Source organism: Ideonella sp. B508-1, assembly GCF_000333615.1.
GTDB lineage: Bacteria > Pseudomonadota > Gammaproteobacteria > Burkholderiales > Burkholderiaceae_C > Ideonella.
Genome location: NZ_BADL01000343.1, coordinates 1 through 24,957, shown reverse-complemented (window position 1 = coordinate 24,957; position 24,957 = coordinate 1). Strand labels below are relative to the sequence as shown.

Here is a 24,957-nt window from a genome sequence, read left to right as displayed (position 1 = left end):
GCGACGTGCTCCGGCGGGTTGACGATCCCAGGCTCTTGCCCAGCGTGGAGAGCGCGGTAGTCGGAGGTCGCGACCACCTCTGCTGCCTTCCCGCCGGGGTTGGCTCCGTTGATGAACGAATCGAGCGACCGCCCCGAGGTGGCCATCCGCTCGGCTGCGGTCTGGGTAAGACCATTCGGGCGGGCCGTGCCATCGCGGAGCATCTCCGCAATGCGAAGAGCATCTGCTCCGGGTGCCGCGATAGCTTGGGTCTGGTTGAGCGCCTCGGCGTAGATGCGGCCTTGATCCAGCACGCCTCGGTCGATCACAGCGCGGATCGTAACAGTGGGATGGACGACGTTCGCGGCAGCAGTGGTGGTTCCGGCCATGATCCCATCGACTTCTGCCTCTTTCCGCTCCGATTCGGTGGTCATCGTGTCCTCGCGTTCTGCAGGTGGGAAAAGTGCCAGGAACCAACAATGCGCGTTCTACTATCGCATATCAAGCATAATATACAAACGCTGGCTTCAGCGACGATGATGTCCGTGGTATTCAGGTCGTACTTCGTTCGGTGTCCCCTCCGTGCTGTTGGCGCCGACTGAAAATTGCCCCACGGGGATGCGGACAAAAACTTGGACTGGTTATGCGGCGATGCCCAGGCGCTGACGGTGCTGGGCAGGACTGCGAAAGCCAAGTGAACCCTTGATCCGAGCCTCGTTGTACCAGCGAATGTAGGCATCCAGCGCTGCGATGAAATCCTCGATGCTGGTCGAGAGCCAGTCGCGCGCGAAGAACATCTCGGTCTTGAGCCGACCGAAGAAGCCCTCGCACGCTGCGTTGTCCGGCGAGCATCCCTTGCGTGACATCGAGCGGACCAGCTTGGCGTCAGCAATTCGAGCCAGCCAGCCTGGCCATCGATAGTGGCCGCCTCGATCGGAATGCACCACTGGCCGCTCGCCACTGGCTGCGACCTTCTCGATCGCGGCGTCCAGCATCGTGTTGACCAACTCCGCATTCGGCCGGGTGCCGATCGACCAGCTCACGACCATGCCGTCAAAGCAATCGATCATCGGCGAGAGATACACCTTGCCAGCCGGAATCTGGAACTCCGTGATGTCGGTGAGCCACTTCTCGTTCGGCGCGCCAGCGCTGAAATCTCGGTTCAGCACGTTGTCGGGAGCTGGACTGATCTCGCCCATGTAGGAGCCGTACCGACGGCGTTTGCTCGTCGCGGCGACCAGGCGCTCCTGCTTCATCAGGCGGCGCACGACCTTCTCCGAGATGCGTACACACTGATCGCTCAGCGAGGCGTGGAGCCGCCGGTAGCCGTAGCAGCCATAGTTGCGCTCGAAGATGTCGGTCATGGCCTGGCGCACGCTGGCGTACTTGTCGGCCACCCCGAGACGGGCCCGATGGTAGAAGTAGGAACTGCGCGGCAGGTCCAATTCGCACAGCAGCTCCGTCACCGAGTAGGAGGACCTCAGGGCATCAACCAGCAGCGTCTTCTCCCGGTTCGTCAGGGGCTGCTGATCGATGCCCAGTTCTTTTTTTAGGAGCTCATTCGCCTTCTTCAGCACATCCTTCTCGAGCCGCAGCCGTCGGATGTCTTGTCGCAGCGTCTCGAGCTGCTGTTCCAGGTCGGCTCGATCTGAGCTTACGGGGGCGCCTTGCTTGCGCTTCATGGATGCGGGTGCGTCGTGGCCGAGTATTTGATTCTTCCACTTGTACAGCGAGCCCCGCGACACGCCGACCTGGTCGGCCACAGCCTGCGCGCTGGCCGGGCGCGTGCACAGAGCAATCACAGCGGACTGCTTGGCTTCCAGCGCCAGTTCTTGCGATCGACCGACAACGCGCGTGCGCTGCGGATGAAGCTCTTGCAACCACGCGGACAGCAATGACTGGCAGGGATATCCCAGCGCTTTGATGGTCACCGCGATGCACCGGCCGTGCTCAAGGCAATGCTCGACAGCGCGCTCCTTCTCCGCCTGGGAAAACTTCGCAGGCCGCGTGTAGCCTGCGCGCAGTGCCTGGCTCTGTTCGTACTCGCGGTACCAAGCCTTGAGAGCGTTCTTCGTCGGATATCCCAGCTGCCGAATGGTCAAGCCGATGCGCTTGTCCAGCTTGATGTACAGCTGCACGGCTCGAAGCCGGTCCTCGTATGAGTACATGAACTACCTCCAGGTAGTCCAAGAAATCGTCCGCATCCCCGACTGGTCGAAATCATCGGCTCGTCGCCCAACAGACGCAGCAACATCACCCCCCCATGTGCCAGCCATAGATCGTGCCACGGGCCGCCCATAGCTCGAGACCTACCCAAGCTACCCAAGCCCCTGCTACCGCCCCTCAACCGTCACCACGTTCTGCGCATCACCCACATACGGAAGCTTATAAGTCTGACCACCCTCATCAATCGTGAGGCACGCGGTGATCTTGGCCTCTCGGTCAAACTTGTTGGGACGCCTCGGCGCCGGGTACTCCAGGCGAATCGAGGCGCCAGTAGGTGGAACGACCACCAGGGGATACGGCTTCTCAGACTCATCGGGCATGAAGTCCGGGGGAATGGCCGCAATGGCATGACAGAGCTTCACCCACTCGTCAACCGCCTCCAACGGCACGACGCCCGATCCATTGCCGTCCGAGACGGGCAGCATCTTCGAACCGAGATTCCGCTCAACTACGTCGGCCAGCAGCTCCGACACGCGGTACAGCCACCACCAGTGGACCAAGATGTCCCGATTGAAGCTGAAGGCCGAGTTTTCGTCGTGGTGAACGGTTGGTGCCGGTCCGATGACGCCTCCGCGTTGCGGCCCATCAATGAAGTAGCCCAGCGTGAAAGCAAAGCGGGAACGAAACGCCAGGACTCGAAGTCTGGACTCGCCGTGCTTCAGCAAATTCACGGTTGGTCCCAGACTCAGGTTCTTGTACGCGATCACCTGGTCCTCGAACGCTCTGGCGCCAGGCACCTTTTGTGCGCGTACCGCCACCTGATGCCACTGAACGGGCTTAGCCGGCGCTGGCCCAACGCAACGCATGACGGCGTAGCAGGCGTCGATGTGCTCATAGAGCGCGTGCAGAAGGTTCCCGTACTTGGTCTCAACCGAGCCGACGTCGGGCTCCAAGCCGTCAAACCGAAGCTCGGCAGAGAGCACTGCCAAGGCCGGCATCACCGACTGCCACGCCACCGCCACCTTTGAGAACGCTCGCGTGTAGGCGACACGCGGGTGAAGCAGCCCCTGCTCGCCATAAGTCCACGCTTCATCTGGAACCCTGCGAATGACGTCGAGAGCCCGCGGAAGAATTGAGCCATCCCTGGCAACTGTTCTTGTGATTTGCATGAACCGTCAGTCCCTACCGCTGCAACTCCACGACGTTGACCTCTGACCCGAAGATCTGCCGCACGCGAGGCAGCAAGTGATCGTGGTGGCTCAGAAACAGCACTTGGGTGTGCCTGGACAGGTCGCGCAGCGCCTCCAGCCCGGCTGTCGACCGCTCGTCGTCGAAGTTGATGAACAGGTCGTCGGCAATGAACGGCAACGCCTTGGCCTTGGCCAGATGCAGCTCGAGCGCCGCGAGCCGCAGCGCCAGGTAAAGCTGGTCGCGGGTCCCTTCACTCAAACCCGGAACTTCCACCGGCCGACCATCTGCGCGCAGCGCGGTCAAGCGATACGGCGTGCTATCGAATTCCACTGACAACCGTGTAAATCGGCCCAGCGTCAGCTTTGCAAATATGGCTTCGGCCCGAGCCAGCATCGGGCCTTGGTTTTGCTCCCGATAGCGCTCGATTGCCCAGCTCAGCAGCTTCGCCGCTGCCGTCACCTTGATGTACCGCTCTGAGGCGTCGGCCATGCCGGCAAGAGCTTCCTGTCGGCGCGCCTCAGCTATCGCAGCGTCGCTTCCGCCACCGAACGCCTCAACGGCCAGCTTCGCCTTCGCATGTTCGGCGGCGAGGCTGGTCTGCTCGGCTTGAACCTGCTCGATGCTGTCTTCGGTGCCCGTCAGGTCGACAGCAACCTGGGCAAGGTCGCAGCCGGTGACCTCGGCTACGACCCCGTCAAAACCCAGGCCGTCGGAGCCCTGCGTCAAGGCTCGGCGCGCGGCCTCAATGTCCTGGACGAGCCTGCGCTTCGCATCCGACCTGGTGACCAACGGGGCAGCGTCTGCAAGAGACGTGACACCCGCGGCGGCCAGCAGCGGCGCCACCTTTGCCTTGACCTGCTCCGATTGCCGCTGCGCCTCGTCACGCTGGGCCATCGCCGCATTGAGTGCTTCGTCTGCGGCGATGCGGCGGGCTTCACCAGCTTCCGCCTCCTTGAGCTTTGGAGAAAGCGCTCGAACCACTTCCCGTGGGTCAACGCCCTTGAGCTCCTCGATACCCAGCGTCTCGACGGCCTCCCCAGCCAGGCGCTTGAACTCGTCGAGGTCGCGATTCATTGTGTCGATGCGGTCGCGTTTGATGCTCGCAGCCTTGTCCAGGCTCTGCTTCACCGCTTCTGCTTTTGAAAGCGCCTGTTCGGCGTCATCGACGGACTTGATGTATTCCGAAAGCCCAGCTGCCGCCACAGCGACGCTCCAGTTGCTCTCCCAGTCCGCATAGGCCGCGCTCGCGGCATCGGCATCAGCTTGGAGGCGGATTAGCGTGCTTGAGCTGCCGTCCCGCTGCTTGGTCAGCTGGGCTCTACGGGCCTTGGCTCGGTCAGCCTCAGCGACGAATTCCTCGGCCTGGGTCAACGCTGCAGGAAGCGTGCTCTGAGCCGGCACCATGGCCCCGGCCAGCTCCAACTGGGTGACCAAGCCTGCCAGAGCGCCTTGGGAAGCTCCGACCTCCTGCTGAAGGGCATCTTCCTTCTCCTGGACCGTGGCGCCGGCGGACAGCACCAGCTCGCGCTTGGACACCCAAGCCTGCGCGTCGACCAACGCGAGCCCTGGCAAGCCTATGGAGGCTGCGAGCTCTTGCCACTCTCGGTCGAACGTCGCCAGCTCGCCGGCCTTGCGGTCCTTGGTCTGAGCAGTTGCTGATGCATCCGCCTCCGCCCGCTCCACACGCTGCCTCAAGCTCTGCAGCTCTGCCGCTTCTGTTGCCGAGCCCAGCTGCGTGTCCACGAGTTCGTCAGCCAGGTCAATGGCCACATCCAGGCCGGCTGCGCCGGATGCGAGGGGGGTGGTGCCGTCCTTAATGGACTGCCAATCCGCATCCCGCTTCTCCCGCGCAGCGCGCACGTCGGAGCCGGTCACGATGTGGCGAGCCTCGGACAACTGCTTGACCTCCAGCTGCGCGTCGTCGAGCTCCCGCTGGGCCTCCTCAGCGCGGTCTGCGGCAGCATCGAGCTCCGACTCCAACCTTTGACGTTTCGCCACCAGGCTCGTCAGCCTCTCAGGCGATGGCACCGACATCTGCTGCAGAGCGTCCATCTCCCTCGCCCACTGGCCCAAGCCTGCATGCGCGGCGTCCAGCGCGCGCTGTGCTGCCGTCACAGCCGACTTCAGCTTTGCCTGCGCCGCGGCGGTGTTCCTGTACGCCTGGGCCTCCGCGAGGGCACTGCGAAGAGCCGCAGAAACCTCCGTGACTGCCATTCCCTTAAGGTCTTCCTCGGCCACGGCCAGCTCCGCCTTCTTGTCATCAACGTTCTTCAGCGCCGAGTTCTTGGTCTGCAGCAGGCCGCTGTGTTGGCTGACGAGACGCTGCACCTCACGCAACTTCAACGCAGCCGGCAGCCTGGCGCGCAACGTGGCCTCGTCTTCCGAATCGGGCCAGCCCAGCTCAACGGCGGCTGCCCGAGCCAACTCCAAGCTGCGCTCGAGCTCGGCTTTCCGCGTTACCAAGTCCGCGTAATGGTTTCGAACACTCTCACCGGATGCGGCGAGGCCGCGGATGTCGTCCTTCGCGGCCAGCACCTTCTCATCGAAGACCTCAGCGTTGCGCTGCCTGGTGAGCTTCTCGACGGCCTCCTCGCGCAGACGAAGCGTCGTTTCGGCGAGGGACAGCTCTCGCTCCCCTGAACTATGAGTCGCCGAGGCGTCCGGCGGCAGCTCCAGGACGTCCCCCAACTCATCCAGCTCGACAAGCCTCTGCCTAAATTCAACGACCGTAGGGGCGAGCCGTCGCACTCGCTCCAGCTTCAGCCTGGCTGCCTGCAGCGTGCCTTTGCGCTCCGTCGCCGCGGCGATCCGTGCTTCAACGTCGTCCAGGGCGGCTCGGGCTTCAGCCCAGCTCTTGGTGCGGACGGTTGCAGCCTTCAAGTCCTTGTTGGCTTGGTCGAGCTGGTCGCTTGCAAGGTAGTACGACCTGCCGCTTGAATGCCGAGGCCCCCAGAGCTTGTCGGCCTCTGCCACAAGGCCATCCTTCACCTTCCCCAATCCGGCGATGCCAGCCGCAGACTGAAACAGCACCTGGCTCACGTCCTTCGAGGCATCGAGGATTGCGTCGCCACCCGTCACCAGCTGGGTGTGGCTGAGCCCGAACATCGTCTCGAAGAAGCCGCGGTCCGTTTGCCCCATGAACGGCAAGAGCGCGTTGTCCGGCAAGGGCACGTCTTCCGCTGTCCGCAACGTGTTCTTGTTCCCCTTCGTCCGAATGAACGAAAGGTGCTCGTCGCCTTCCGAGACGGTTGCAGCCAGGCGCAGGTCCGCCTGCTGGTGGATGAACGCCATCGCGGGATAGCGCGCCGGGAAGCCGAACAGCAAGTCGGCGATGGCACCGCGCATCGTCGACTTACCCGCCTCGTTGTGACCGATGACGAGATGGAAGTCGTGCTCGGCCTTGGGCAGCGAGATGTCGGTGTCGGTGAACTTACCGAAGCGGACGAGGTGGAGGTTCTTGAGTCGCATGGCTCACTCCGCCTGAACCAAGTGCGCCAAAAGGCCGGGCGCAACTTCGTCGATGAGCTCCTTCAGCTCGCCCTTGCGGATTTGCTCGACGAGCGGCACAAACGGCTGGAGGTCCAACGGCACTTTCGCTGCGAACGGTGCCAAGGCGGCTTGCAGCTGGCCGCTGAAGTCGACATCGGTAGCCGCCTCCTCGAGGATCGCCTGCAGGTCTGTGAAGGCATCATTGCGCTCTTGGAGCTTTGCCGCATCGACCAGAGGCTGCGTCTCGAGCCGGACCTTCTCAAGCCAGAGCCGCTCATTCCCGATGGCCGCAATCTGCGCCAATACCTCCTGGCGCAGCTGCGCTTCCAGCCCGAAGAGGTCACCGTGCGCCTTCGTCTTGCCGGTGATGGTGATGCGAGCTGCCCGAGGCACCTCCCCGTCGATGTCCAGGAGGGCCTCCAAGCCCTGACCCGTCTTGCGGACCACCTCCTCCAGGGTCTCGCATTCAGAGACGTCCACCGTCAAATGCTCCCAACGAAGGACGTCAATGAAGATGCGCTCGACCCTGACGTCGCTCAGGTCGTCCACCGTGACCAGCACAGCTCCCCGTCGGCCTAGCTCCCGGACGTTGCGGCCCTGCAAGTTGCCCGGAAAGACCACGGTGGATGCACCCGTCCACTGCTCGAATTCATGGACATGGCCGAGCGCCCAATACTGGTAGCCCTTGGCGTGCAACTCGGCGAGCGTGCACGGCGCATAGCTGGCGTGGGATGCGTACCCTTCCAAGGCGGTGTGAAGGACACCGATGTTGAAGTGGTCCGCAACTGGAGCCGGGTAGCCCGTGACCATGTTCGTGGTGATGTCGCGTTGCTTGAAGCTCTGTCCGTGAAGGGATACGGGCAAACCGTCGACCTTGAGGGTCTGCGGCTTGTTGGAGCCGAAGGTGTGGACGTTATCCGGCAGCTCGAGCTTCTTCGTCATCTCGCTCTCGGCATCATGGTTGCCGAACAGCACATAGACGGGGATGCCAGCTCGCCTCAGGCGACCCATCTCCTTGCAGAAGAAGATGCCGGTGTTGTAGTCGCGCCAGGAGCCGTCGTACAGGTCGCCGGCGATGACCATGAAGTCGACGCCCTCTTCGATGGCGCAGTCGACCAGCACCGTGAACGCATCGCGCGTGGCGCTGCGCAGCTGTTCAGCGGGAGCGTCCGGGTATGCAGACAGCCCGTTCAGCGGGCTGTCGAGGTGGATGTCCGCTGCGTGGATGAACTTCATCGCGCCCCTCCCTGGGCAAGATTCTTTGAGTTCCCTGAATTTCGTATGGATCGGTAATGTAAGCAAGTCCGCCCGACCCTAACCCCAGGGTCAACCGACTGGCGTGTGCGGTCTCTGCTCAGAGTCCAATCGCTCTCCAGGGAGGCAATCAAGCATGGTGAACCGCCCCGTATACCGCGGCGGCCCGATGGCTTAGGTCAGACGCCGCCTGGACTCCTCTCTGAGTTCTAGGCGGAGCGACGTGCGTCACGACTTGAGGCGGGGAGAGCAGCTTAGGCGTCCCAGCCCACTGCTCGAGTCCATCCAGTTGGCCCGTTCCGGGCGTCGTCGACTGAAGCGTCAGGAGCTCAGTGCAAGCGGGTTGGTGAGCACATCGGGCTCGATACAGCGCTCCCTCAACCCGCTGACAGCCCCGCGTCCAGCCAGGTCAACTGCGTGGCTGAAAGCCATCACCACCAGGCAGGGCAGATGCAATCCGAGCGTTCGTGCGCTCCAGTTGTCTGCGCAGGAGCTCGTCGTACTCGGCCGCATGCTCCAAGAGCTCTTCAATCTTCCTGACCGTAGTTTGAATCACCGACAGATCGCCCTGGTCCGAGATGCACTGCGAGACGGAGAGCCGGTCGTGCAACAGCGCCATGACAGTTTGGGCTGCAGCGACCGTCTGCTCAATCTGGATGGACGAACGATCCATGGCTCTCTCTCCACATGTCTCCTTGCATCATAGGCATGTGCCTGCGGGACGCAGTCGAAGTGTCCCGCTGTCGGTGGTGCCCCAGTCAACATGCAGCCGGTGCGTCCACTCCCCAGGCTGACGGTGTACCTGCGGTACAGCGCGGCGTCGCATCGTGGCCAGCTGCGCTGGCAGGCGTTGCGGCACATCCAGGAGGAGCGCATGGGCTTGTTCCAATCGCCCCATGCACCGCCATTCGGTGCTGACTTGCGCTCAGAGACCTCTGCGATTCCCGATGCAGGACGGAGCGCCCGGCACGGCAAGTTCGGAGAGAGCTTCACTGACTTCCGGTAGGCTCGCGCCATGCCATCAGAAGCCCTTGCCGCATTTCTGCACCGCCAGTCGCCAGCAGTTCTCGCGGACGTCCTCATCGAGCTTGCGAACGATCACCCGGAAGTGCGCAAACGTCTTGAGCGCCTGCAACTTGCAGACAGCCCAAACAAGCTGGCTGCCGCGTTCAGGAAGACGCTTGCCGGCTGGCGGCGCACTCAGAAATACCAGGACTACAAGTCGGTCCGTTCATTTGCAGCCAAGCTGGAGCTCTGGCTGGATCAAGTGGCGCGGGAGCTCGCACCGAAGGATCCCGCTTCCGCCCTGGATCTGTTCGAAGCGTTCATCGAAACAGATGCGCATTTCTTTGAGAATGCCGACGACTCTGGCGGTGACATCGGTGACGCCGTTCGAGGGGCCTGCAGGCATTGGCTCCAGACGGCCGCCCAATGCGAAGCGCCCGAAGCCACCATGCGCGCGCGCCTGCTCAAGTTGGTGAATGCCGATGGCTACGGCGCGCGCGAGGGCCTGCTTCGAGAGGCCAATTTGCTGCTTTCCGAGCAAGGCATGCGGGAGTTGGTAGCAGAGCTGGAAGCAGAGATGGCCCTGCTGGTCGCCAAGCACAAGGGAGCGGGACAGGTGCCCTACGACGTCATCAAGGTGTCGGCGTCCCTGTCTCTCATCGGACAGGCACTCGGGGACCCGGACGTCAAGGCCCGTGCGATTCTGAGTTATCGCGCTGACCCGAACCCGATGCAACGGGAATCGATGGCCCAGGCCTACCTGGAGGCCAACCGACCGGAAGATGCCATGAGGTGGCTGCAAGGCGACTGGGGTCACCTGGATGACCGTCGGCAGCGATTGCTCGCCCAAGCCCATGGTCAGCGTGGCAATGCCGAGCTCAGCCATCACCTGCGGCAACAGCTATTCGAAGCCGCGCCATCGCTTGACGCCTTGCGCCTGTGGCTGGACGACCTGCCACCACACCAACAAAGCTCGGCATTGCAGCGTGCCGGGGAGATCGCCATGGCGTTGCCCAACCCGGGGCTATCAGCGCAGCTACTTGTCGAACTGCATCGCGAAGCCGATGCCGAGGCGACCCTGGTCGACAAGGCAACCGCCATCAACGGGGCAGACTATTTCGCTCTGCCGTCACTGGCGAAGACGCTGGCCGAGCGCGGGTGGTTCAAGGGAGCGACGGCCATCTACAGAGCCTTGCTGCTGAACATCCTGGAGCGTGCATATTCGCCGGCCTATCGGCATGCGGCTCGGCACCTTGAGCGGCTGCAACTGATGTCCTCGGCCGATCTTGCGCCATTGCCGTCGCATGACGACTTCCTGGCCCAGCTGCGAAGCAAGCACGGGCGCAAGACAGCGTTCTGGTCACTGGTTGCCGGTCAATCCTGATTCCGTTCGGGGCGCCTGGAGGACTGTCACCAACCATGCTGGAGCAGTCGCCTCCGTTGCCCCATCACCTGCGGGATGCCCTCAGGGTCGGCGAGCGGGCACCTTCACACGCTGTTGGAGACGCTTGAGCGATGCACGGGTGGCAATCCGCAGTTCGTAATCGAGCTGAAGATTTGCCCAGAATCGCGGCTCCATCCTGAAGAACAGCCCGAGGCGCAACGCCGTCTCCGGGGTGAGTCTCCGCTTCCCCCGAATCAGTCGTCGGACGCTTTGGACAGACAACCCGATGTCGGCCGCCAGCCGAGCTGCAGAGATTTCCAACGGTTTCATGAAGTCCTCGAGGAGGATTTCCCCAGGGTGCACTTCTTGAAGCATGTCGACGACCTGGACTGAGGCGATGCCGTAGCCTAGCAGCATGCCTTCGCGAGCGCTATCCATCGTCCTTGGAGTGCCCGTCGGCTTTGCCTTCCGCTCCCGCTCGACAGTGGCCGCTGGTGCCGACGAAGCCATCCTGATCGTTCGCGAGATGGCGAACAGCTTCTCCATTCAGTGCGCAACGATCCTATCGCGCGCACTTCTCGATTGGGCCCCATTGTGTCGACGATCAGGCTCACCACATGAGCCTTATAGACCAACTGGGACATAGATATCTTGCTTGTCCAGCGGAACTGCGACTTTTAGTCTGAGCGCCGTCGGGTGTTGATCCACGGTTTGGAACAGCCCCCTCCCGTTGCTCTCCGAAAGCCCCTCCTCCTCGGGGCCTGAACCGCAACATGACCTCACCGTCGGAGACGCTCATGTCTGCACCACTTCCCAAGGCCAAGACCGCTAGAGGTCCAGCCAAGCCCAGGCTGCCGCCGCGGATCACCGCGCAGTCCAAGGCCCCCAGTCTGCTGACCGCCGCCCTGAACCGCTACGACGTCGATGTTCCGGGGCTGGACGCCATGCGGCACCTGACCCTGATGCTATTGCTCGCGCCCAAGGTTCCTCGCCACTACGAAAACGTCGCGAGGTGCCTTCGCCAGGCCTATGCCGGCAAGCTCCCCCAGGCCCAGCGCGCCAAGCGCCTGCTCGAGGCCGCCAGCGAGATGCTGACCGACCCGGAGCGCAAGGCCGGGCAGTACATCGCCCTGATGCTGTACGAAGAGGTCTTGCGCTTCTCGGACACCCCCGTGGACCGGCTGCGCATCATCCAGCACGCCTTGTACCTCGCCGGCGCGGAAGGAGGTACTCAAGCCGACCCACTGCCGTCCCGCTTTCCCACGCGCAAGTTGGCCCCGGACTGCACGAGGGTGCTGCTCGAGAGTGCGCTGGAACATGCCCGCCATGTGTGTGAGGAAGCCCTGGCCGAAATCGCCGGCGGCGAAAGAGGCTTCGGGCGTTGGCTGACTGCAGACTTCGATGCCACCGTATTCGCGCTGCGGCTGGTCTACAGCCAGGAAGGCGGTGGATTGGCTGCCGCGCGCAAGGGCGCGCACGACCTGCCGCGGGACTTTGCCCAGATCGGGGAGCCCCTGTGGCGCGCCCTGATCAAGGCCTGCGCCCGACGATTCCCGGATTTCAGCCGCGCCGCCCCCAAATCTGGGCAGACCTGGCGACACCAGCAACTTCGGCTGTTGGGAAGGATGAAGGCGACACTGCAAAGCGGCCAGTTGCCACCCTGGTCATCGCTGGACGCCGAAGCAGCCCAGTCGGGCGAAGGGCCGGATCGCCTGGTGATCTGCCGGAACCCGATCTGGCCTGCCTCAGAGCGCGCGGACAAGGAAGAGGTGGAGCGACATAAGGTGCTGGAGACGGCTTTGCCGGTGGCGCAGCTGCCAGCGGCCCGGGTGTTGCGAGAGCGGCAGCAGGCTCTGATCCGGGAGTTCCCCTGGGCCGAGCGGGCCATCGGGCAGATGTTCTCGTCCCTGCTGGGGCGGGCCCGGCTCGGCGCCCTGAGCTTGCGGCTGCCTCCAACGTTGCTGGTGGGCGCCCCCGGCAGCGGCAAGTCGCGCCTGGCGCTGCGCTTTGCCGAGCGGATGGAAGTTCCGGTGCTGAACCTGTCACTGGCCGGTGCCCATGACGCGAAGATCCTCAATGGCACCTCCCGCGGCTGGGGCGGTGGCCGTCCCTCCACCCTGGCCACCTTCCTGGCCACGCGCCACTCGGCTTCGGCCCTGGTCATCCTGGACGAGCTGGACAAGGCCAGAGCGGGCAGCCGCAACGACTCGGATGCGCAGTCCTATCTGCTGGGATTGCTGGAGCCCCAGACCGCCCGGGCGCACCTGGACTGCTTCCTCAAGGTGGAATGCGACTACTCCGAGGTGTCCTGGCTGGCCACGGCCAACCGTCTCTCGGCCATAGAGGCCCCCTTGCTGAGCCGCCTCCAGGTCTACCTGGTGGAGCAACCGAGGCCGGAGCACTTCCCCGCCATCTGCGAGGGCGCGCTGGGCGACCTCGCCAAGCAGTGGGGCGTCGATCGCTGGACCCTGCCGCAGGTGGAGGAACTGGACATCCCCTGGGCCAGCCTCAACAGCGCCCGCGATGTGCGGTCGGTGACCGAGCAGGCGGTGATGCACTGGACCGAGCACCTGCAGAAGCACTGATCCCCAGGGACACCTCCACGGAGACTTCCATGAAGGCCACTGCCATGAGATCCCGAGCCCACCAGACCTCTCCGTCGTACCGAAGCATCCTGAAGAAGGGGCTTGTGGTGACGCTTCCCCCCGAGATCGAGACCTTCCGCCTGGGTCAGCGGGTGTACTTCCATGCCGATGCGCGTGGGATCGTCATCCAGGCCAAGCCTCGGCGGGTGAGGGGCGGGCGTCTGCTGTCTTCTCGGATTCGTCGGTGTATCCGGACTCTGGCGGCCTTTGGGCCCAGGTCCCGTGGAGCGCGTCGCCGAGTGCCGAGCCGAGCGAGGTGCGTCCGGCGATGAACAGCCACCTGGGTCAGAGGACAGGTCTCGGGATGGCACGCATCACACGAAGGGCTGTCGGGCCACTCTCCCCAGAACGGCTTGGGCGAATCTTAGCCAAAACGCCAAGCCGGAGCGTAAGCTCCCCTGTCAAGCAGACAGTTGATTCCTGGAGTCTGCGGCGGCACCTTGTAGTACGCCGCCCGCGACAAGACTGTGGCTCTGCAGGCTCGCTGAATCCACAGGCGGTGCTCGGTCACCATGACCGCCACCACCTGCCGCCTCGCGGACGGCGTCAGAATTTTTTTGTCAGCACGATCCTTGATCGCTGCGTTCTCCAGCGCCAGGTCGGCATACATACGCTTGAGCCGCGCGTTATCCGCCTCCAGCTCGCGCATGCGCGTCAGGTCGGACACCGTCGCACCTGCGTACTTGCTCTTCCAGTCGTAGTCCGTCGGCGAACGGATCCCGTGCTTGCGGCAAATCTCCGCCACCAGCACGCCTGCCTCGCCTTCCTTGAGGATCGCCACGATCTGGCTCTGCCGTGAACTTGCTCTTCCTCATTGGCCTCTTCCTTCAGGGGTTGGGCCGCATTCTCTGGTTTCAGCTGCCTACTTGGTGGGGGAGCGTACGGATTAACCAGCTCACGATCATGCCGTCGAGGCAATCGATCATCGGCGAGGGATACACCTTGCCAGCCGGTATCTGGAACTCCGTGATGTCGGTGAGCCACTTCTCGCTCGGCGCACGCCAGCGCTGAAATCTCGGTTCAGCACGTTGTCGGCCGCTGGACTGATCTCACCCAGGTAGAAGCCGTACCGGCGGCGTTTGCTCGTCGCGGCGACCAAGCACCCCCGCTTCATCATACTGCGCACGACCTACTCCGAGACGCGTACACACTGATCGCTTAGCGACGCGTGGAGCCGCCGGTAGCCGTAGGGCACTTCCTGAAACCCCTCGCGCAGCCGGAAAAGGCATGCGAGTGCGTCTGACCTGAGAGGGCATTCGAGGTGCGAGGCTCTTCGATGGTCGTTTCCACTCGCCGCAGCGTGCTGCGACAGGCATTTCAGCCCTCATGCGGGCCATGCGGACGGTCCTGCGCTCTTGACCAGCCACACCAGCCGGCGCGCGTTGTACGCCGCGCACTGCAGAGTGATGGCCAGCGCGTTGCGCGCCAAGGTCATCGCCCGAACACACTTGCCGCCTTGTTGGGCCAGGCTGGCGAAGACGTGCTCGACACGGGCCCGGGTCTTGTTGATGGTGCGGTTGCGCTGGTTCAACCTCACCTTGGCGGTCTGCCCTGGCTTGGCTCGGCGCGCTATGCCGTCTTGCAGTCCTCGCGCTTGCAGGACCTGGCGGTTGGACTGACTGTCATAGCCCCTGTCGGCCAGCAGTCGATCCCGCGTGTTGGCGGCCTGCAGCACGTCGGGTAGCTGTTGCCCGTCGTCGGCATTGGCCGGCGTGATCTTCAACTCCCGGATGAGCTTGTAGCGCGCATCCACGTTGCCGTGCAGCTTGTAGCCGTAGAAGGCCTTGCCGTGCTTGATCGTCCAGCGGGCGTCCCGGTCGGTGTGGGCCAGGCGCTTGGCGCTCCAGCCTTCGGGCGCATCGCCACGGTTGAGCGCCTCGCGCTCCTTGGCGTTGGCCTGCGTGATCGGGGCCTGCACGATGCTGGCGTCCACGATCTGCCCGCCACGCGGAATCAGGCCGTGCTGCTGCAGTTGTTGGCTCAGCGTCTCGAAGATGGCCTTGCCGCCCAGTCCACCTTGGGCCAGCCGCTGGCGAAACGCCCAGAGCGTGCGCGCATCGGGGATGTGCAGCGCGCCGTCAAGTCGACAGAAGCGCTGGAAGCTCAAGCGGTCGAGGATTTGGTGCTCGCACTGCTCGTCCGACAGGTTGTACAGGCCCTGCAGAAACACCATGCGCACCAGCGCTTCGGTGGGGTACGGCGGCCGACCACCCTTGCTGCGGTCGGCCCTCGGGCATGCGGCGTCCACCGCCGCGGCCATCGCCGAGAAGTCAATCAGCTTGTCCATCGCCGCGAGCGTCTGCACGTAGCCTTCGAGCTTGGCCTTGCGCTGGCGCACCAGGAACAGGTCGTCAGGGGCTTCTTCCGGGAAGAAGCTCGATGGCTTGATGCGCGGGGTGATCATCTTTGCATGTTGCCGCAGCCTGCGCCATTCAGGCGCGTGACGGTGCGGTTTCTAGAAGTGCCCCTCGGCACGGCAAATTGCCCGCTCCGCAGGCCTATTCGGGACTGTGAGCATGGAAACCAAGGCGAATTCGCCCTCAGTGGCATTACATTCCCATCGTCTCAGCGCACTACCGCGCCGGACTGCGAGTTATGCGGACCTTCTCCAGTAGTTATGCCCTGCGCGGCCAGAAATCGATTTCGCATATTCCATAAAATGGATATAAAGCGAAGAACCCAAATTCAAATCGTAGACAATAGAAAAGCAATGCGCGGGCTCTCAAAGGATTGGATTAATCCGCGACGATCAAATTTAATATGAAGCTCATCTCTGATGCTCGCTGGTAATTCCCAGGCAATATTTGATATTCGCGAAATTTCTTCATCGTCATGCCGCATAGATCTCATCCAACTTACGAAATTGATGGGGCGTGTGGAACGCTGGCTGAATCTTATCCGGAACCCGGCGTCCGTAATGTGCTTCTGCCACTCGAGTTGGCTAAGAGCCTTAACATGACTTGCGTCGTGAGTCTTCTCAAGCCAATTGAAAAACTCCCCAGAATCTGGAATATCAGATGCCAGCAAATCAATCAGAAGCAGTTGGCCATCCGATGTCAAAACATTCCTAGCGCCCCTCAGAAAGTCGGCCACGCTTGGGAAGTGGTGCGCAGCCAATCTACAAGTCACAAGTTCAAAACTTGCGGGGGGGAAACGCAAGTTGCACGCATCAGACACTTGAAATTTGGCATTACAGACCCCTCGAAACGCCAAGAAGGAGCGAGCCAAATCTACGACGGCGGGATCAAAATCTGTTATGGTCAGATCCAGAGCGTGTTGCGCCGTTAATAAGCCCATAACACCCATTCCGCATCCAACATCAAGCGCTCGAGCATACTTGCGCTGACCGAGCATTACTTCCGCTATGGGAAATTCGTGACATCTTATAATTTTGCCCGTGACTTGAGGTGGCCTACTATCTAGGCTGCCTCGCAGTCGCGCCATCAATTCCGCCGATGATCTGGTCATCCTGGCAATCTGTGCATAACTTGCCATTAAATGGATCGAAAGGTCAGCAGGAATCACGAGTATTGCGCTCGGGGAATCAAAGAAGATATTCCAACGGCAGCTATCCCCAGCGTCTTCTGTGCTGGGCGCTACAAGCAAATCTCCAACGCTGTACCGATGTAAGGTGTACTCAGTCCAGCTACTGTCGTAAGAGACGCCCCTAGCTTTTCCTGACAGGAGCACAGCCAAACATCTTTCAAACTGGCCTTCGAACGCGAAAAGCATGCCATTGTCGACACGATCTATCCAAGCCCGCTCAAGCAGGGTCGCCTTGTCTGTATCGCTAAGCAATTGATAAAGATCAGTATCTTCGATATTCATTAACCTCACCCCATTTCGTCTCTTCTTGGGCAAATATCCAATCCTATTAATCAGGGAAGTTCAGGCTGCCGCTGCAGGCAGCCTAGAAACACCAGCAGCTGTAGATACCAGAAAGGCTAAAATGATAAACGTCATTCTCAGCGACTCGCGGCTGGACTGATTAATTAGTATAGAGCCTATCTGCCAGGTCGCCAAGACGGGGGAATCATTAGCCTTTTCACACCAGAGAGCTTGGCACAGGCCAATAAGTCATTCTGTATGGCAGCAGAACGGCATATTCACCGCGCCGAAAGACGAGCTGGGTCTCCACTAATTCTTCCAGAAATTCAAATTCTATCGTCGATAGTGCATCCACCGAGCGCGCAGTCTGGAATGTACAAAATGTCTGAACAAGAGCCATCTCATCAAGGATAAACATCTTTCTCTCGCTTGGGTTTGCGCGACGATCCTTGATCATGACGAATCTTCCACCCTTACGCCAATAACACGTGCCGAATGCGAAGTTCGCCCGCCAAGCGGATGATTTTGAAACATTAGAGGGCGGAGGAAGATGGAAAAGCTCGTGACCGACTTCGTTCACGTCCAAGATCGACCAATCAATCTTGCGGCCTCTCCGCGCAAGCTCCCTCAAGAGGGAAATCGCACGTACCGTTCGTAGGTGTGTTGCCGCACTCGCAGAGTTTAGCTGCACCGGGTCTTTGAGCATCAAACCTATGCCCATATCATTACTTGTGCATAGATCGTCGATCTCGAGCATCAATTCCGAGTCATTCATGGCATCACCTCCTTCGAGGAAATCGAATCGAACCGCGACGCCAGACCTAACGGTTCACAATCAAGGTGACGGATGCGATGGGGCCGCACATTCATTGAAAGCCTGACGTACCAGCCAGCATCATCAAAAAGAAGACCCCTAAAGCACAAATCTTCAAGGCATCTCCTAAGCGAATGCGGGTCGCAGTTCCACCCGTCCGTCTCAAGCCGTCGCCGAATGCCGGTCACTCGTGAAGGCTCCTCAACTGCAGCAAAAATACTTGCCTCGATGCCCCGAAGGATATGCTCGATTTCAGATTTTCCTCGCCCATCTTGAATGTATACGACATCACCGTCAATCGTATGCGTCAGACGCGCACCGTCCCGATAAGCGGCTTGCCATTTCTCCACCTCAAGCTCTATCTCATGGATGATTGCATCAGAAACTCCAAGGCCATCCGACTCAAACATGTAGACCATATCGGTGAGCTCACTTGAAGAGAGTCCGTATATGAACTCATAACATTCTGCAGGACGCTTATTCTGGAATCCAAGCCAGGGCTTTGAAAAGTATGGGCTAAATCTTTGCAACATGATCCGCGTCGCCCCAAGTGGGGGCTGCAGATGGTAAAGATTCGGGAACGCCCTCAGCATCTTCCGATATTCCGATACATCCTCTCCAGGAAACCCAGCAAGGATATTCCATGAGACCGTCAGATTGTGTTGCTCCAGTTCCCGCAGCGAGTAGACATTTTGGGCGGCGGTAACACCCTTTTCCATGAGATTCAGTACATGGGTCGACAGACTCTCGATACCTGGCTGCACGTGCATCACCTTGGCCGACCGAAGCTGCTCAATTTGCTCTAATGTGAGGTTGGATTTGATCTCGTAGTGAAGCCGGACGTCCAAATCTAGCGAACTGAGTTGCGGCAGAAGGTCCTTGAAGGAGTCCATCGCGATGATGTTGTCGGCCATCATGATGTCTAGAACCTTATGTCTATCGGTTAGCAACATGATCTCCCTCATCACATCAGCGGCAGCCTTCGTTCGGAAGGTCATCGTGGTTCCGTTCAAGCCGCAGAAGGTGCAGTGGTGCTTAGCACCCCACCAACAACCTCGAGAGCTCTCTAGAACGAGGCTGGGTTCGACATGTTCAGCTATCTCACATTGCTCGAACTGGATGAAGTAATCGTCAAAATTCGGAGGAGGTAGCCGGGCCACCGCGACGTCGTTACGCTGCTCATTTGAGCGCGAGAAGAATGCAGGGTCCCTCCAACTCAGATTCCGAACGGTCCCCAAACCCCTTGCTCCGTCAAGGGCTTCGAGAAGCTCAACTAGCGCGTCTTCTCCCTCCCCAGAAATGACGTAATCGAGAAACGTGTAGCGCGAGTGCATCGCAGGCCCCATAACGCCGTCGCAGTTGGCTCCACCCATGACAATCACAGTGTCTGGCGATCGCAACTTCACTGCTTTGGCCAGCGCTAGCGAAGCTACGTTCTGCGCGAATGTGCTGGTTAAGCCAAGCACTTCGGGAGGAGATGCACAGATCTCGTCAGCTAGCTGAGAAATGAACCGCGGTGCTAGCCGATGCGCGGTGTAGGTCAAGGCGAAAAGCTCGTCTCCGTGTGGGAACTTCCCCTTATATTCATCTACCTTCCACTCAAGCACATCATGCAATGCGCTGCTGAACACCCATTCCCCAGGAGCCCAACGCTGTCGATTTTCACCGATATCGGTATATTGGGCAGCCGATATCACTCCGTCTGTCTCGCGTCGCAAAAAATCGGCCCATGCCAGATTTGCGTACCGCGTCGAGATTGACCATTGAGGGAGCCGCTGCCCGATGGTCGATGTGAGGATTCCCAGCCCGAGACTCGGATACTTCAAAGAATGCCAAGGCATGCATACAAATTGAAGGCGCTTGGATTCCAATTTCATGGTGATTTCCGTGGTAATTAGATTCCAGCGCTAGATTCGGCGCGCCTGATTCGCCGGAGGCAGATGTCATAAGTGGCGGCCTCCATGACCAAGTGATCCTCATGGAATATGCGATTAAGGAACATGTGGACAAAGCGGCCGGCTACATTCTGCAAGTCAGCCGGATCGAGATAAGTTACGAGTTGTTTTGTGGCGGCCGCGGAAGTCTCTAGGTACTCACATCCTTCGGATGGAATATCTGACGCCCTAACTTCTTCCAGCCGCCATAAGCGACTGAGCATATCTAGTACAGGACCACAATCGGAGAAGCGGGTAACGGCCCAGTGGTGAAGTGACTTCAATTCACTACTCAAAGATTTCTCACTCAAGCCAAACTGAAGAAGAATGATCGGGGCCAATCTTGCGGCTAGTCGAAGCAGATCCAATTGTGATCGCTGCTGCCGCAATAGCGTGAGAACGGCATGCGAATGATAGTATTGCAGATTAATCGCAGATTTTCTGGCGGGAGCTCCACCATATTCAATATCGTTCCAGTGCAGGGTATCGAAAGTGATCTTCCACGTGGCAGTGCAAGCAGCCTTGATGTCACGCATCAGTTCAATGTCGGTGTGCGACGACTGCTGCTCCCTGTTACACGCCGGCCCCCAGATTGATAGCCGTAGAAACGGGAAGTCATCGGCGAATCGATTGAAAAACCACCCCCTCAGGAGACCTTGATCCTTGTACCGCTCAATTACTGTGCCAGCCCTGATGAGCTCTTGATTTGAAAGGTGGCATGGACAATACAATATGATTGCAAAGCCATCGTCGATCAATTTCCATCCCTCTTGGGGGCGAGCTTCCATCTCCGGCTCGATGGGCGTAGCTTCGAAGGATTCGCCTCTAGTCCTGAGCGGTAGCAACAGCTCATGGATATAATGACCTGATGGAAAGGATACCGTCCCTGCAGTTGCAAAAACAAAGGATTCCTCTATTTCAAGCGGCACGATTCTTCTGCTAATAGTCCTCAGGTATGTGCAGTCTGCGACATCCGCCAGATCCAGATCAACTCGGGCACCACCGTCTACTACACAGACCATCTGAGGAATCCCAGTCAGCTGTCGCAGTTCCGCAGCCCAACTTAACGCATCTGCGTTATGGTCATACTCTCTCACCTTTAAGCGCCAACGCATGCAGCGAATCACGACGCGCCTGTGCACAATACGCTTAGCCCAGGTGCCATTATTAACCTCTAGGACCTTTCCGTGCCCTGGCCTAATGGCAGTCTCCCCTATATCGTCAGGCACCCCGTAAGTGTATTGGTTGTACTTCTGAAATACCGACAAAAATCTAAATATAGGGAGCGAGGCATGCTCGGTGTTAAGCGGGACGGAAAGAACGGGTACGACTTTCTTACCCAGGCGCTCGCACCACAGGAACATTCGCCCTGAGGAAGCGCGAAGCTCCAACTCGTCGCAGCGAATGGACGCGCCAGCATTGGCTGAACCTCTGTAGAAAAGCTCAATCTCGTAAGGTGTAACGCTTAGCCTCGTCGCGATCGACTCTGACTTCGAAGTCGGTGCATGTACCAACTCGGCGAATATCACCTCGGGATCAGACTCATCGAAGAGCGAAGACAGATGAGTCGTATGACCTAATGCCATTGCATGTCGTACAAGCAGCGAATATCCCGGGCTTGCCTCGACACCTCTCAGCCAAATGCGGCTCGAACAACCTTGTTCCACTAAGGAGGCCGATACGGTCAAAATAGGTGCATGCCGAAGCACAGAACGGGTCGACGCAAGGGGCGCTGTGCTCAAATCCAGTTCATCCTCCTCGGTTACGTCCGCGATGTCACCGCTTTGAACTGGAACGCAGGAAGCGCTCTCCCCCACGGAGGAAACGATCCTGGCTTCCAATTGCTGTCCCCCGATAAGCGCGGCCAGTGGTGATCGCTCCGCGAACCATATGCCAACTTCCGGGTCCAACGCCTCGAGCAAGCTTACTGAAGCATCTCGACCATAACGCTTTAAGAAGCGTCGCTCGACCCGAGCGCAAACGGGATCGCCTATCGGCCACTGCCTGACGATTGCTTCAAGCGCGTCGATTAGTTCGGCGGAAATCCGGGCATCCAGGGTCGGAACTTGAGCGCCAAAGTTTCGACTGAGTCCAAAGTCCCCCTCGTCGACATCGTCCCGAGCAAGATCGTCCTGACTAAAGACCAATTTATGCAACTGCTCTCGGCGGACAATCGCACCTGCGTCAATGAGCTCTCTCACGAGGCCTTCGTTATCCCCAGAATCCTGTCCAATGGCAGTATAGAGGTCATCTTCTGAAATTGGCCTGGCTGCAAGTTTAAACACAGTAGCGACATCTTCGTCTTGCTGAATAGCCACCATCTCATAGGGAACCCCACCCGCTTCCGCCTCAGGAAGTTGACGGTAGTATCTGTATTCGCCCGCTACTTCGTTAAAATACAAAGTTGGGTTCCTTTGGAGGCATTGGGAGACTGCCGGCCTTAGCATTGGCTTTCGCCAGACATAGAGGGACGGTTCGCGAATGCTGCTGAGTGAAGTCTCGTTCCCAATGACGCCACATGACTCAGCTGAAAATAGTCCGAAAGGAGTCGTGCGGCGAGAGGCCCGACGTAATAACTTGCTGATCACCGAGGGAGATGACGCTCCGTTACCCTGAGGCCATCTTGTCTTCAGGTCTGGAGCGCTCAGATCAATGGCTCGTAGAAGACGGGTCATCTCAGGAAACTCAGACTGAGAATTCGTCATCTTTACCCCGTCAGTAATGCGCGAGAGGCATTCAATTGACAGGAGTGGGGTCCGCAATATAAACCACCCTGCAGCACCCATCCGAGATCGAAGTGAGCGTGTCATTGCGACTTAAGAAAAGTCATATACGCCTCTGGTAATTCGCTGTCAGGCAATGCCAGAAGCTTTCGAGAGGGGCTGTCCAACCAGTACAGCATGAGTACAACTCCCATCAAGCCAACTGCGCAGGCAAGAGTCCATAGAAATCCAACATGCTGAAGGAGGGTGCCAGCTCCATAACTCCCAACTGGGATAGTTGCCGTGACTAGGGCTGAGTTTGCAGATATCAGCCTATTCCTGTACGAATCCGGGGTTGCGAGCGCGCGACTCTGAGATACGACGATATTAAGAATTGAGAATGCACCGCCAGCGCAAAGCAAGGCGAGGATGCTCATGATGTGCAGTTGGTGAGCGAGCTCGATGTACTTTGCGGCCATCACCTCAGTCGCCAAGACTGCGCACCACGAGGCAAAGAGTATTGAGCGCGAAATGGACGCGGCCGAGTAGCGCCCGGTGCTAATCAGTAATCTCTTGGCCAACCACGCACTTGAGGCCAGAGCACCCATACCAAACGACGCACTACAAAGGCCGATGCTCCAAATCGGTAGCCGCGGGTCGCTCTTGACTATAAATGGAACGAGTATTACAAAGATCGGGAAGGTGGCCATATTGCTAATCATTGATTGCAAACTGAGCCCCCTCTCGGCGGGGATCCGGAAGATCAAGCGGATACCACTAAACACCAGCTCCAGGCGACTGCGAAGCCCCGATGGCAGTGTTTCAACGGCATTTTGGCTATGAGACGCGCTCACTAGCGCACATCGAAGTAGAGTGAGCATGCAGGCGAATAAAACGACTGCGTGGAGTGCAATGACAACAATTGCGTCCAACCATGCGAGCAGGGCACTTGAGAGCAAGGGCCCTACAATCATGCTAGCAGTACTAATGCTCGCACGGTGGCGGATGAACGCCTGCTTCTCCGCGCTTTCGGCGCCTTCCATCGCAAGACTTGTGTGTACGGGCCCTCCGACGCTGTTCGCAATAGTCCCGAGCACCAACACGAGGGCGACTATCACAAGGTGGTGCGAATCTCTAGAAGCCATCAGCAGCAGTGATATTGCACAGGAAAAGTCGAGCGCATAACAAAAGCCTAGCACGATGCCACGTGGATATCGATCAGCGATCCAACCAAGGAAAGCATGTGAAAGTGTCATCGCAAGGTTGCTAATTGCAACCATCGAGCCAAATGCCTCCGGTGACTTCGTGACCCGCAGCAGCCACCAAGCCACCGCAAGCCGAAACGCGGCTTCCGAAAGCTGGGCCGCTCCCATGATCCACAGAATTAAGCTAGATTTCTTGACCGGCTTGCGGGTACAAGGCACTTGAACGTCTGCACTTGGCATTAGTCATTCCTTATCGATGGAACCGCCATTGCTGTCGCAGCGTTCTTCCAGGCAATTGCCTCTGCTTGGCTGGACTCTTCTCCCTCGAATAATCGAGCCAGTGCAATCGCAGCCGACGCTGACCGCAGCGTGCCGAGAGAGTACGCGTGTGAAAGACTTTGAATAGCTGCAGCGCGCTCACCTCGTGCAAGCTGCTTATACCCGATAAGGCAATGTACATCGGCACAGCCAGGATCTAACCTTTGCAGTCGATCCTCGAAAATATCGCTGCCGGAGCGAAGACGCTTAATGTTAACCTCCAAGACAAGCCGCTCGTTCATTTCGATGAGATGCTCCGTTTCTTCAGCTGTGTGACTTGAGTCAGCTTGACTAAATTTGGCGTGAAGGTGATGAATTCCCGCCTGCTCGACGGCGGCATCGCAAGCGTCCCAGCACTCGCGGGTTCTCTCCCCGAGTGCAATTGCCCTCCAGAGACGGCTCGCCCAGATTGCATCTAGAAACCGGTCTTCGCCCGATGCTTGTTCAAGCAGTGATTTTGCGTAGGATATCCACAACCCACAGCGCCCTGCAGACTGCACTGCTCGCGAGTACCAGACAATGAGCTGTGCCGTTGCTGCGCGGCGCTGCCAGACCAATGGAGCATACTTCGCAAGAGCCTTGAGCGCGGGCGCGGGTGAGCCATATACCCCACCGAATCTCTGCAACAGGCGGGCCACCTGAAATATATACCAAGCCTCGTACTCGTTACCTGGATCTCCCTCGGCGGTGTTTCCCTCTTCTAGTTCAAATGCGAGCCTATATAAAGCGGCGCACATGAGCGAGGAAAGCACTTCACAGCGCAACTTCGGAGAGAGCCGGTGGTAGGCTCGGATCCTCAGTGATAGCTCGATTCCCGCGGGCCCGCATAGCTCCAGTTTTCGATGAATGTCATCCGTTGTTTCTTGCTCCAGCCCCGCAATCGATGTCAACCGCTCACGCGTTCCAGGAGGAACGAAATACGCAAATTGGGGAAAGTTTGGCTGATCTCCGGCATGCCTGCCAATACTCTGGTCAATTGACCTGATGCGTATGGCATCGCCAAGCCGATAGCCAGAAAAGTTAATCTGCCCTCGCCAATGAGT

17 protein-coding genes and 1 pseudogene are annotated in these 24,957 nt (G+C 59.5%); 2 read left to right on the top strand and 16 right to left on the bottom strand.

Annotated elements, in window-relative coordinates; all coding sequences use genetic code 11:
* The 6 genes from I73_RS14840 to I73_RS14815 all read right to left on the bottom strand — a co-directional run.
* A partial coding sequence (locus tag I73_RS14840) for a hypothetical protein (protein ID WP_026096770.1) occupies nucleotides 1–413 on the bottom strand: 413 nt, incomplete at its 3' end.
* Nucleotides 414–620: 207 nt separating this feature from the next.
* On the bottom strand, nucleotides 621–2,147 hold the full coding sequence (locus I73_RS14835; protein WP_022981337.1) for an IS3 family transposase: 1,527 nt from the start codon (nucleotides 2,145–2,147) through the stop codon (nucleotides 621–623).
* Nucleotides 2,148–2,312: 165 nt separating this feature from the next.
* Nucleotides 2,313–3,314, bottom strand: coding sequence for a hypothetical protein (locus I73_RS14830; RefSeq protein ID WP_148289804.1), 1,002 nt, complete (start codon nucleotides 3,312–3,314; stop codon nucleotides 2,313–2,315).
* A 13-nt stretch (nucleotides 3,315–3,327) separates the two neighbouring features.
* Entirely contained in the window at nucleotides 3,328–6,804 is a 3,477-nt protein-coding gene (locus I73_RS14825) for a YhaN family protein (RefSeq protein WP_022981335.1), read from the bottom strand.
* A 3-nt stretch (nucleotides 6,805–6,807) separates the two neighbouring features.
* A complete protein-coding gene (locus I73_RS14820) occupies nucleotides 6,808–8,061 on the bottom strand; it encodes a DNA repair exonuclease (protein WP_022981334.1) in 1,254 nt (417 codons plus the stop codon).
* A 427-nt stretch (nucleotides 8,062–8,488) separates the two neighbouring features.
* Nucleotides 8,489–8,752, bottom strand: coding sequence for a hypothetical protein (locus tag I73_RS14815; protein ID WP_022981333.1), 264 nt, complete (start codon nucleotides 8,750–8,752; stop codon nucleotides 8,489–8,491).
* A 342-nt stretch (nucleotides 8,753–9,094) separates the two neighbouring features.
* Between I73_RS14815 and I73_RS14810 the strand changes: the two genes are divergently transcribed.
* Complete coding sequence (locus I73_RS14810; RefSeq protein ID WP_022981332.1) at nucleotides 9,095–10,468, top strand: DUF6880 family protein; 1,374 nt, start codon at nucleotides 9,095–9,097, stop codon at nucleotides 10,466–10,468.
* 81 nt (nucleotides 10,469–10,549) lie between these two features.
* Here the strand turns inward: I73_RS14810 and I73_RS14805 are convergent, their stop codons facing one another.
* Nucleotides 10,550–11,014, bottom strand: coding sequence for a HigA family addiction module antitoxin (locus I73_RS14805; protein ID WP_022981331.1), 465 nt, complete (start codon nucleotides 11,012–11,014; stop codon nucleotides 10,550–10,552).
* Nucleotides 11,015–11,265: 251 nt separating this feature from the next.
* On the opposite strand from I73_RS14805, the gene I73_RS14800 reads away from it, so the two are divergent.
* Entirely contained in the window at nucleotides 11,266–13,053 is a 1,788-nt protein-coding gene (locus tag I73_RS14800; RefSeq protein WP_022981330.1) for an AAA family ATPase, read from the top strand.
* Nucleotides 13,054–13,477: 424 nt separating this feature from the next.
* Here I73_RS14800 and I73_RS31740 read toward each other — a convergent pair whose 3' ends face one another.
* From I73_RS31740 to I73_RS33205, 9 genes and pseudogenes are all read right to left on the bottom strand, one after another.
* Nucleotides 13,478–13,894 (bottom strand): transposase, encoded by a 417-nt coding sequence (locus I73_RS31740; protein WP_022981329.1) that lies wholly within the window; start codon nucleotides 13,892–13,894, stop codon nucleotides 13,478–13,480.
* A 91-nt stretch (nucleotides 13,895–13,985) separates the two neighbouring features.
* Nucleotides 13,986–14,302, bottom strand: a pseudogene (locus tag I73_RS33520) (IS3 family transposase); the annotation flags it as partial.
* 135 nt (nucleotides 14,303–14,437) lie between these two features.
* A complete protein-coding gene (locus I73_RS14785; protein WP_022981327.1) occupies nucleotides 14,438–15,517 on the bottom strand; it encodes an IS5 family transposase in 1,080 nt (359 codons plus the stop codon).
* Nucleotides 15,518–15,798: 281 nt separating this feature from the next.
* The gene (locus I73_RS31735; protein WP_083876763.1) at nucleotides 15,799–16,941 is read right to left on the bottom strand and encodes a class I SAM-dependent methyltransferase; all 1,143 of its coding nucleotides are present in this window, start codon (nucleotides 16,939–16,941) and stop codon (nucleotides 15,799–15,801) included.
* Between the two features lie 217 nt (nucleotides 16,942–17,158).
* Nucleotides 17,159–17,716: a DUF5825 family protein gene (locus tag I73_RS32630; protein ID WP_148289803.1), complete on the bottom strand. Its 558-nt coding sequence runs from the start codon at nucleotides 17,714–17,716 to the stop codon at nucleotides 17,159–17,161.
* The gene (locus I73_RS31730; RefSeq protein ID WP_083876762.1) at nucleotides 17,713–19,632 is read right to left on the bottom strand and encodes a RiPP maturation radical SAM C-methyltransferase; all 1,920 of its coding nucleotides are present in this window, start codon (nucleotides 19,630–19,632) and stop codon (nucleotides 17,713–17,715) included. The genes I73_RS32630 and I73_RS31730 overlap by 4 nt, the downstream gene beginning before the upstream one ends.
* 17 nt (nucleotides 19,633–19,649) lie before the next feature.
* The gene (locus I73_RS31725; protein WP_159105888.1) at nucleotides 19,650–22,364 is read right to left on the bottom strand and encodes a lantibiotic dehydratase; all 2,715 of its coding nucleotides are present in this window, start codon (nucleotides 22,362–22,364) and stop codon (nucleotides 19,650–19,652) included.
* A 131-nt stretch (nucleotides 22,365–22,495) separates the two neighbouring features.
* On the bottom strand, nucleotides 22,496–23,836 hold the full coding sequence (locus I73_RS31720; RefSeq protein ID WP_083876759.1) for an MFS transporter: 1,341 nt from the start codon (nucleotides 23,834–23,836) through the stop codon (nucleotides 22,496–22,498).
* On the bottom strand, nucleotides 23,836–24,957 hold a 1,122-nt coding region (locus I73_RS33205; RefSeq protein WP_159105887.1), incomplete at its 5' end, for a hypothetical protein. The genes I73_RS31720 and I73_RS33205, both read right to left, overlap by 1 nt.

Bases quoted from the DNA above. Each gene is read 5' to 3' on its own strand.
- I73_RS31725 (WP_159105888.1), bottom strand. From the start codon at position 22,364: ATGACCCGTCTTCTACGAGCCATTGATCTGAGCGCTCCAGACCTGAAG.
- I73_RS31735 (WP_083876763.1), bottom strand. From the start codon at position 16,941: ATGAATATCGAAGATACTGATCTTTATCAATTGCTTAGCGATACAGAC.
- I73_RS14825 (WP_022981335.1), bottom strand. From the start codon at position 6,804: ATGCGACTCAAGAACCTCCACCTCGTCCGCTTCGGTAAGTTCACCGAC.
- I73_RS14805 (WP_022981331.1), bottom strand. From the start codon at position 11,014: ATGGAGAAGCTGTTCGCCATCTCGCGAACGATCAGGATGGCTTCGTCG.
- I73_RS14820 (WP_022981334.1), bottom strand. From the start codon at position 8,061: ATGAAGTTCATCCACGCAGCGGACATCCACCTCGACAGCCCGCTGAAC.
- I73_RS14835 (WP_022981337.1), bottom strand. From the start codon at position 2,147: ATGTACTCATACGAGGACCGGCTTCGAGCCGTGCAGCTGTACATCAAG.
- I73_RS14785 (WP_022981327.1), bottom strand. From the start codon at position 15,517: ATGATCACCCCGCGCATCAAGCCATCGAGCTTCTTCCCGGAAGAAGCC.
- I73_RS14830 (WP_148289804.1), bottom strand. From the start codon at position 3,314: ATGCAAATCACAAGAACAGTTGCCAGGGATGGCTCAATTCTTCCGCGG.
- I73_RS31730 (WP_083876762.1), bottom strand. From the start codon at position 19,632: ATGAAATTGGAATCCAAGCGCCTTCAATTTGTATGCATGCCTTGGCAT.
- I73_RS32630 (WP_148289803.1), bottom strand. From the start codon at position 17,716: ATGAATGACTCGGAATTGATGCTCGAGATCGACGATCTATGCACAAGT.
- I73_RS14810 (WP_022981332.1), top strand. From the start codon at position 9,095: ATGCCATCAGAAGCCCTTGCCGCATTTCTGCACCGCCAGTCGCCAGCA.
- I73_RS14815 (WP_022981333.1), bottom strand. From the start codon at position 8,752: ATGGATCGTTCGTCCATCCAGATTGAGCAGACGGTCGCTGCAGCCCAA.
- I73_RS14800 (WP_022981330.1), top strand. From the start codon at position 11,266: ATGTCTGCACCACTTCCCAAGGCCAAGACCGCTAGAGGTCCAGCCAAG.
- I73_RS31720 (WP_083876759.1), bottom strand. From the start codon at position 23,836: ATGCCAAGTGCAGACGTTCAAGTGCCTTGTACCCGCAAGCCGGTCAAG.